At 36.5% G+C, this 7,821-nt stretch carries 4 protein-coding genes and 1 pseudogene; all 5 read left to right on the forward strand.

From position 1 onward, the window contains the following. Positions 1 to 508: 508 nt before the first annotated feature. Positions 509 to 652: pseudogene (locus CDZ78_RS17285) on the forward strand (IS6 family transposase); the annotation flags it as partial. A 127-nt stretch (positions 653 to 779) separates the two neighbouring features. Next, the gene (locus CDZ78_RS17290; protein WP_087871103.1) at positions 780 to 2,285 is read left to right on the forward strand and encodes a class I SAM-dependent DNA methyltransferase; all 1,506 of its coding nucleotides are present in this window, start codon (positions 780 to 782) and stop codon (positions 2,283 to 2,285) included. After that, positions 2,282 to 3,589, forward strand: a complete 1,308-nt coding sequence (locus tag CDZ78_RS17295) for a restriction endonuclease subunit S (protein WP_087871104.1) — start codon at positions 2,282 to 2,284, stop codon at positions 3,587 to 3,589. Before CDZ78_RS17290 ends, CDZ78_RS17295 begins: the two co-directional genes overlap by 4 nt. 1 nt (position 3,590) lies before the next feature. Continuing rightward, positions 3,591 to 4,607: a PIN domain-containing protein gene (locus CDZ78_RS17300; protein ID WP_087871105.1), complete on the forward strand. Its 1,017-nt coding sequence runs from the start codon at positions 3,591 to 3,593 to the stop codon at positions 4,605 to 4,607. Further along, positions 4,604 to 7,696, forward strand: a complete 3,093-nt coding sequence (locus tag CDZ78_RS17305) for a type I restriction endonuclease subunit R (protein ID WP_087871106.1) — start codon at positions 4,604 to 4,606, stop codon at positions 7,694 to 7,696. Before CDZ78_RS17300 ends, CDZ78_RS17305 begins: the two co-directional genes overlap by 4 nt. Positions 7,697 to 7,821: the final 125 nt, after the last annotated feature.

The raw sequence follows: 7,821 nt of genomic DNA on the forward strand, positions 1-7,821 counted from the left end.
ACTTTACATAGTCTCTTTATTGAAGTCCATTATACATAGTATTAAGCAGTTAATGGACTATTATAATACTGAGCTTCATAGGGTATCCTTGAGGTATACCCATAATGGACTAGGTTTGTTTGAAATCTGGCTATTATCCGAAATATCTCAGCGCTAGCCAGAACAGTTCATTTAAAAGCATAATAAATCTAAATTTGAGGTGCGTATTGTAAGGATTACAGCGCATTAAGTAAAAATATCGGGTTCTGTCGCAAAAACCAAAAATGGCCTATTACCTACGATCATAAGATTTAATTTTACACAAAGTAGGTTTGCATGCTCAACTAAAAATGGTGCTATTTTTTAAGTCATTATTTTCCTGAACACCAGATCATACCTAGCTTATCCATTCAATTATCCCGATGAGGTAATAGTATATTCTCCTGCATGATGCTTTTTTTCATGAGAGGAATGAAAACAGGTTTATAGCCGGTTTTACACAAATACTTATCTTTTGCGACAGAACCCCATGATCGACATATTACAGATTAAATATTTGAATAACATCATCGAACAGGACCATCGATTTATCAAAAAAATAACAAAACCGATGATGGGCTTTATTGATGGAATTGAAACGGCGCATATGATCCGAAAGGGGCAAAGCCCCTAAAAATAACGGCTTTAATAAAGGGTGTGTTAAGTAAATGCTTAATAAGCGCAATCCTTGAAGTCATTAAAAGAGAATGACACTATAATAATTGCTTCTATCGAAACAAATTCAACCAAGAAAGAAAATAATGGCAAACGGAAATAATAACTTTGAAGCATCTTTATTCAACACAGCGGATCGTTTAAGAAAAAATATTGATGCGGCAGAGTATAAAAATGTCGTATTGGGTTTGATCTTTCTAAAATACATTTCTGACTCATTTCAGGAACTCTATGATCGATTAGACAATGATGAATATTCCGACCCAGAAGATAGGGATGAATATCTGGCAGAAAATATATTTTTTGTGCCAAAAGATGCTCGATGGAAAAACCTACAAGCTAAAGCAAAATTCCCAGAAATTGGGATAGCCATTGATGATGCTATGAGCATCATAGAAAAGGAGAACAGCGAATTAAAAAATGTTTTGCCTAAAGTATATGCAAAGCCCAATCTGGACAAAACTTCTTTAGGGCAATTAATTGATGTTATTTCTGATATTGAACTTCAAGCGCAAAAAGAAAGTTCCAAAGACCTGCTTGGGCGGGTGTATGAATATTTTTTAGGTGAGTTTGCCAGTGCCGAAGGTAAAAAAGGCGGACAGTTTTATACGCCTAAATCCATCGTTAAACTAATGGTAGATATGATCGAGGCATATAATGGTAGAGTCTATGACCCCGCTTGTGGTAGTGGTGGCATGTTTATCATGAGTGAGAAATTTATTGAAGAGCATCAAGGAAATATTCAAGACATCACCATTTACGGTCAAGAATCCAACCAGACCACTTGGAAGCTTTCTAAAATGAATCTTGCCATTCACAATATCAACTCGCAGTTTGTGGCATGGAATACAGAAGGAAGTTTTTTAAAAGATTCCCACCCAGACCTTAAAGCCGATTATATCCTAGCTAACCCTCCCTTTAATCAATCGGAATGGGGGCAAGAAATATTAGTAGAAGATGGTAGATGGAAATATGGCGTACCACCAAAAGGAAACGCTAATTTTGCTTGGATGCAGCACATGCTTTACCACCTTGCCCCTGATGGTGTCATGGCAACGGTACTTGCCAATGGTAGTTTAAGCTCCAATACATCGGGTGAAGGGGATATTCGTACAAATATGGTTAAAGCAGGTCTAGTTGATTGTATCGTGGCTCTACCCAAACAGCTTTTTTATAACACGGGGATTCCTGCCACTATCTGGGTATTACGCCGTGGAAAAACGGTACAACAAGGAAAAACTTTATTTATAGATGTTTCTGAAATGGGTTTTATGAAAGATCGGGTGCATCGTGAATTTGCCCCTGAAGATATACAGAAAATCGAACATGTCTATCATAACTGGCGCAAAACAGAAGGTTATGAAGATATTAAAGGTTTCTGTAAATCAGCCACCCTTGAAGAGATAGAAAAACATAATTTTGTTCTTACACCTAGTCGATATGTTGGCATCCCTGATGAAGAAGATGATGGCATTCCTTTTGAAGATAAGATGGCTGATTTAACCGCTACACTTGCACAGCAGATAGAGAAAGAAAAAGAGCTGGATGAGCAGTTAAAAGAACAGCTAGAAAAAGTTGGATTTGCATTATGAGTGAATTACCAAAGGGATGGATTGAAACAGAATTTGGGTTTTTACCAACGGCTTGGAAACCAGTAGAAGCACAACAGTTTTGTGCGAAAGTTGCTGATGGAACTCACGCTTCACCAAAGAAGCAAGAATCAGGAAAGTTATTAATTACATCTAAGAATATTAAGGATAGCCGATTAGATGTTGGGTCTGCGTACCATATTTCTTCTGAGGATTACATTAAGGTCAACAAGAGAAGTAAAGTTAACCAGTGGGATGTATTGCTTTCAATGATTGGTACTGTTGGCGAGGTATGCTTGATAGATGTAGAACCTAACTTTGCCATTAAGAATGTTGGGCTGTTTAAATGTGGAGATGAAACAAAAGGCAAATGGCTATATTACTTTTTGAAAAGTAAAAGTGGACAACATTATATTTATAGCAGGCTAAGCGGAACAACCCAAAAATATATTACACTAGGCGAACTTAGAAATTTCCCTATTCCTAATCCCCCCCTCCCAGAACAAAAAGCAGTTACAAATACCCTCTCAGTTTTTGACGAAAAAATAGAGCTGTTACGTGAACAAAACGAAACACTGGAAACCCTAGCCCAAACGATTTTTAAAGAATGGTTTATCAATTTCAACTTTCCTAATGCAACAGGTGAAATGGTGGATAGTGAACTTGGGGAGATTCCGAAAGGCTGGCGGGTGTATGAGTTGAACGAACTTGTTGATATTGTCAACGGCTATTCATATAAGGGTAAAGAGCTTGTTGAATCAAGTTGTGAGGCTTTAGTTACGCTTAAAAGCTTTAATAGAAATGGTGGTTTTCAAACAAGGGGGTTCAAGCCATTTTTAGGAAATCCAAAACCACAGCAGGAAGTTTCTATAGGAGACTTAATAGTAGCTCATACTGATTTAACACAAGACGCAGAAGTGTTAGGTAATCCAGCCTTTGTTTTTGAAGATGGGGGTTTTCATAAAATGTTTATTACCATGGATTTGGTTAAAGTTAATTCAAAGGTAGAGAATATTGAAAATGCATTTCTCTACTATGTTATGAAAGATAGGCGTTTCAAAGGACATTGTATTGGATATTCAAATGGTACTACCGTTTTACACTTATCTAAAAAATCTATTCCTGAATATAGATTGGCATTACCAAAGGACTTGATTTTGGAAAAATTTTTTTCAGGTATAGCGTATTCAATGACGAGGAAAATTAGCAATAATATATCCCAAATCCAAACTCTCACAAAAACAAGAGATACCTTATTACCCAAACTAATGAGTGGTAAACTCAGAGTAAAAGGATTTTATTCTTAACATGGAAAAAGTAATCTTTGATACGAATTTCATACGTAATACTGAACCCAAACAGTTTTTAGGCGGTAGAAATGAGCTTGAACGTTTTGCCAAAATAGCCGAACTTGTTTTTCCTGATATTGTGATCGAAGAAATCAAAAATCAGAAAAGAAAAAATCTGGAAAAACACAAAACATCATTTTTGAGCAACCCGTTCCACTGGCTTAGAAAGTTAGATGATAGTGAGACAAAAAGTTTTGATATTGAATCACACCTAACAGAGCTAGAGAACAACGAAACACTAGAATACTCCGTCATTAAACTGTCTGATTATTCCGTGTTGGAACAAATGAAAGAATTGGCATTGAGAAAACTTCCGCCATTCGAAGCTGGAGACAATACCGACAAGGGTTTTAAAGATGCCTGTATTTATTTTACAACTTTAGAATATTTACAATCTATCCCAGACAAAACAATATTTGTTTGTTGTAAAGATGGGCGACTGAAAGAAGCACTAGAAAAACACCCTAATATTATTGTTATCGAAGGTTTCGATGAATTTATTCAAAACAGAATTACTGTGGTTTACAATGATTATTTTATCGACCAACTAAAAACTGATATTAACGAAGAAATAACCAAAGAAAGCATTATTAATTACTGGATTAATATCAATGATAACCCTGTATATCTAATTGAAGTTAATGGTGAAAAAAATGTGGTCGAGGTAGATGCTGGCGAGATTGTTGCTTCTGAAAAGGTAGATATTTATTCAAAGGTAATAAAAAACTTTATTAACTCCATGTCATTTTCAAATACCTATTCAATTATTGAAGAGTTAAACCCTTATCTTCATCTTCTATCTGATGATGAGATTACAAAAATTTTAGAAGCTGCCAACGTCAATGAGCAGATATCTTGCATTATCGGAGATATAGACGTAAAACAGTTTATCAGTACGCTTTATGAAAAAAAGAAAGGAATACTCCCGCCTGAACTTAAAACGGGTATACAGCATAGGTTGGAGGCATCGCTATGACTGATTTAACCGAAGGTGCAATAGAACAAAATTTAATTGGCCTGCTTAAAACACAAGGATACGAATATTACAACGGCACTGAACTAGATCGAAATGATTTTGCTTCCGTGGTATTAGAAGATCAGTTAAAGGCAAGCTTAAAAAGACTCAATCCTGATTTGCCTGAATCTGCCCGCGTTGAAGCCTTTCAGCATGTCATGCATCTTGGTTCTAATGACATTATGACTAACAATGAAAAATTTCACCAGATGCTTACCGATGGGCTGACGGTGGAATATTTTAAACAGGGTGAAACAGTAGGACTACAAGTCAAACTAATTGATTTTGAGACACCAGAAAATAATAATTTTTGGGCGGTCAATCAGTTTGTCATTAAAGAAAATAATCAATCTAAACGCCTTGATGTGGTGTTGTTTGTTAATGGTTTACCTTTGGTGATAATTGAACTTAAAAGTGCTATTAGTGAAAAAGCAACATTAGAGCGAGCCTATACCCAAATCCAGAATTATAAAACTGCTGTTCCCTCTATTTTTTACTATAACGCTTTATGTGTAATTTCAGATGGCGTGGATGCGCGTACTTCGTCTGTTTCCGCTCCTTTTTCTCGCTTTCTAGCATGGAAATCACCCGATAAAAAAGAAAACGGCGTTTTACCAGAACTACAAATCTTAGCGCAGAGGATGCTACAAAAAACTGTCTTGTTAAGGTTGGTTCGCTTTAATACAGTCTTTGAATCTGAAGAAGTAAAAGATGAGAAAACAGGGCTTTTATCACAAATAAAAATTAAAAAAATAGCGGCTTATCATCAATATTATGTAGTTGAGAAAGCGATCCATGAAACATTAAGAGCAACTGAAACCGAAGGGGATAGGAAAGTAGGGGTTGTCTGGCATACGCAAGGAAGCGGAAAATCGCTTTCTATGGTGTTTTATTCAGGGCAGTTAGTCGTTGAAAAAGCCATGCAAAACCCGACCCTTGTTATATTGACTGACAGAAACGATTTAGACGATCAGCTCTTTACTACTTTTGGAAATTGCGCTTCTCTCTTGCGACAAAAGCCTGTTCAAGCAAATAGTCGAGAAAACTTAAAAGAATTGTTACAAGTCACTGGCGGTGGCATCGTCTTTACCACTATCCAAAAGTTTTATCCTGAAGAGGGAAACAACGTCTTTGGCACTTTATCTAAGCGTTCAAATATTGTTGTAGTGGCTGATGAAGCACACCGCAGCCAATATGGCTTTACAGGTAAGGTCGATAAAGACGGTAATATTAAATATGGCAATGCCAAGCATTTAAGAGATGCTTTACCTAACGCTTCTTTTATCGGTTTTACTGGAACACCGATTGAAAAAGAAGATAGAGACACACAAAAGGTTTTTGGTGGTTATATTGATATTTATGATATTGCTCAGGCGGTGGAAGATGGCGCAACCGTACCTTTAAGTTATGAAAGCAGACTGGTTAAAATAAAATTCAATAAGGATGCTAACGAAAAAATAGATGAATTAATTGAAGGGATAGAAGGGGCAACCGATGAGCAATTAGAAAAAGCCAAAAAGAAAAATGCTCGAGTCAATGCCATTATTGGACACCCCGAACGCTTAAAGGATATTTCAAAGGATATTGTTACGCATTTTGAATCGCGGCAAGCTGTGTTTGAAGGCAAGGGGATGATTGTCTGCATGACACGCCAAATTGCCGTAGATTTATATGAGCAGATTAAACAACTAAAACCCGAATGGCATCATGATGATTTAGACAAAGGTGTAATTAAAGTGGTTATGACCAGTTCATCAGATGACCCTGAAAGCTTTCAGCCACACCATACCAACAAAAAAGATCGTCAATTCTTAGCAGCAAGACTCAAAGATAGCCATGATAAATTAAATCTGGTGATTGTTCAGTCCATGTGGCTAACAGGGTTTGACGCACCGCCACTACATACCCTTTATATCGACAAAAGGATGCAAGGGGCAGCATTAATGCAGGCAATCGCCCGTGTTAATCGCGTTTATAAAGATAAGCCAGGTGGATTAATTGTTGATTATATCGGTATAGGGCAAGATTTGCGCTCGGCAATGAAAGACTATACCGAAAGCGGGGGTCAAGGAAATGTTGCACCTGATATTGATGAAATTATCAGTGCCATGAACGCCAAATTTGAGGTAGTCAAACAAATGTTTCATAAGTTTGACTATGAGCCATATTTTGATGCACCAACAGGTGAAAAATTAAAAATATTATTGGCAGCTCAAAACTTTATATTGAAAGATGAAAAGTTAAAAGATCGGTTTTTATCAGAAGTAACCACTTTATCAAAACTTTATGTCATGGCTGTTCCCAGTTATGGATCAGAAGTAATCAAGGACAAAATCGCCTTTTTCAAAGTCATAAAATCAAGAATTAATAAATTCACGCCAAGTGGCGAAAAAACAGATATCCAAGTCAATACAGCAATACGTCAAATAGTTGATGATGCGCTTAGTAGTGATGGAGTTGTCGATATTTTTGAAGCAGCAGGAGTCAATAGTCCTTCTCTTAGTATTTTATCTGAAGAATTTTTGCTCGAAGTCAAAAACATGGAGCATGAAAACCTTGCCTTTGAACTACTCAAAAAACTTTTGAATGACGAAGTAAAAACAAGAAAAAGAAAAAATACCATACAAGGTAAAAAGTTTTCTGAAATGCTTGAATCAACGATTAAGCATTATCACAATAATCAAATTGATACGGCTCAAGTCATTAAAGAACTTGCTGGAATTGCCGAAAAAATGAATCTGGAAGATCACAAAGCAGATGACTTAGATTTAACCCCAGAGGAATATGCTTTTTATTCAATTCTTTCGCAAAACAGCTCTACGGAATATCTGGAAGACAATAAAATGAAAGAGCTTATCCATTTAATCGTTGATATTATCCGAAAAAATGCAACCGTTGACTGGAATAAACGAGCTGATGTAAAAGCAAAACTAAGGTTGTTGGTTAAAAAAGTACTAATAAAATATGGCTATCCACCTGATGTGGCCAGAATAGAAGCAGATGGAGTATTAGAACAAAGTGAATTATTGGCTAGTGAATTGACCAGCTAAAAATTACTTCCTCTTGCGCCATTCCCAAGGTGGCAATGGATCAGGTAAAGCCCATAAGCCACGTTTTTGGTTCTGTCGCAAGTATTGCTGGAAATGCAGGAAGCCTAGTCTTCAGGCATAACTAT

It is taken from the genome of Bathymodiolus platifrons methanotrophic gill symbiont, assembly GCF_002189065.1.
In the GTDB taxonomy this organism is placed as follows: Bacteria; Pseudomonadota; Gammaproteobacteria; order Methylococcales; family Methylomonadaceae; genus Methyloprofundus.

Excerpts from the sequence above, each read along its gene's own strand:
- CDZ78_RS17290 (WP_087871103.1), top strand. The coding sequence starts at position 780 with ATGGCAAACGGAAATAATAACTTTGAAGCATCTTTATTCAACACAGCG.
- CDZ78_RS17295 (WP_087871104.1), top strand. The coding sequence starts at position 2,282 with ATGAGTGAATTACCAAAGGGATGGATTGAAACAGAATTTGGGTTTTTA.
- CDZ78_RS17300 (WP_087871105.1), top strand. The coding sequence starts at position 3,591 with ATGGAAAAAGTAATCTTTGATACGAATTTCATACGTAATACTGAACCC.
- CDZ78_RS17305 (WP_087871106.1), top strand. The coding sequence starts at position 4,604 with ATGACTGATTTAACCGAAGGTGCAATAGAACAAAATTTAATTGGCCTG.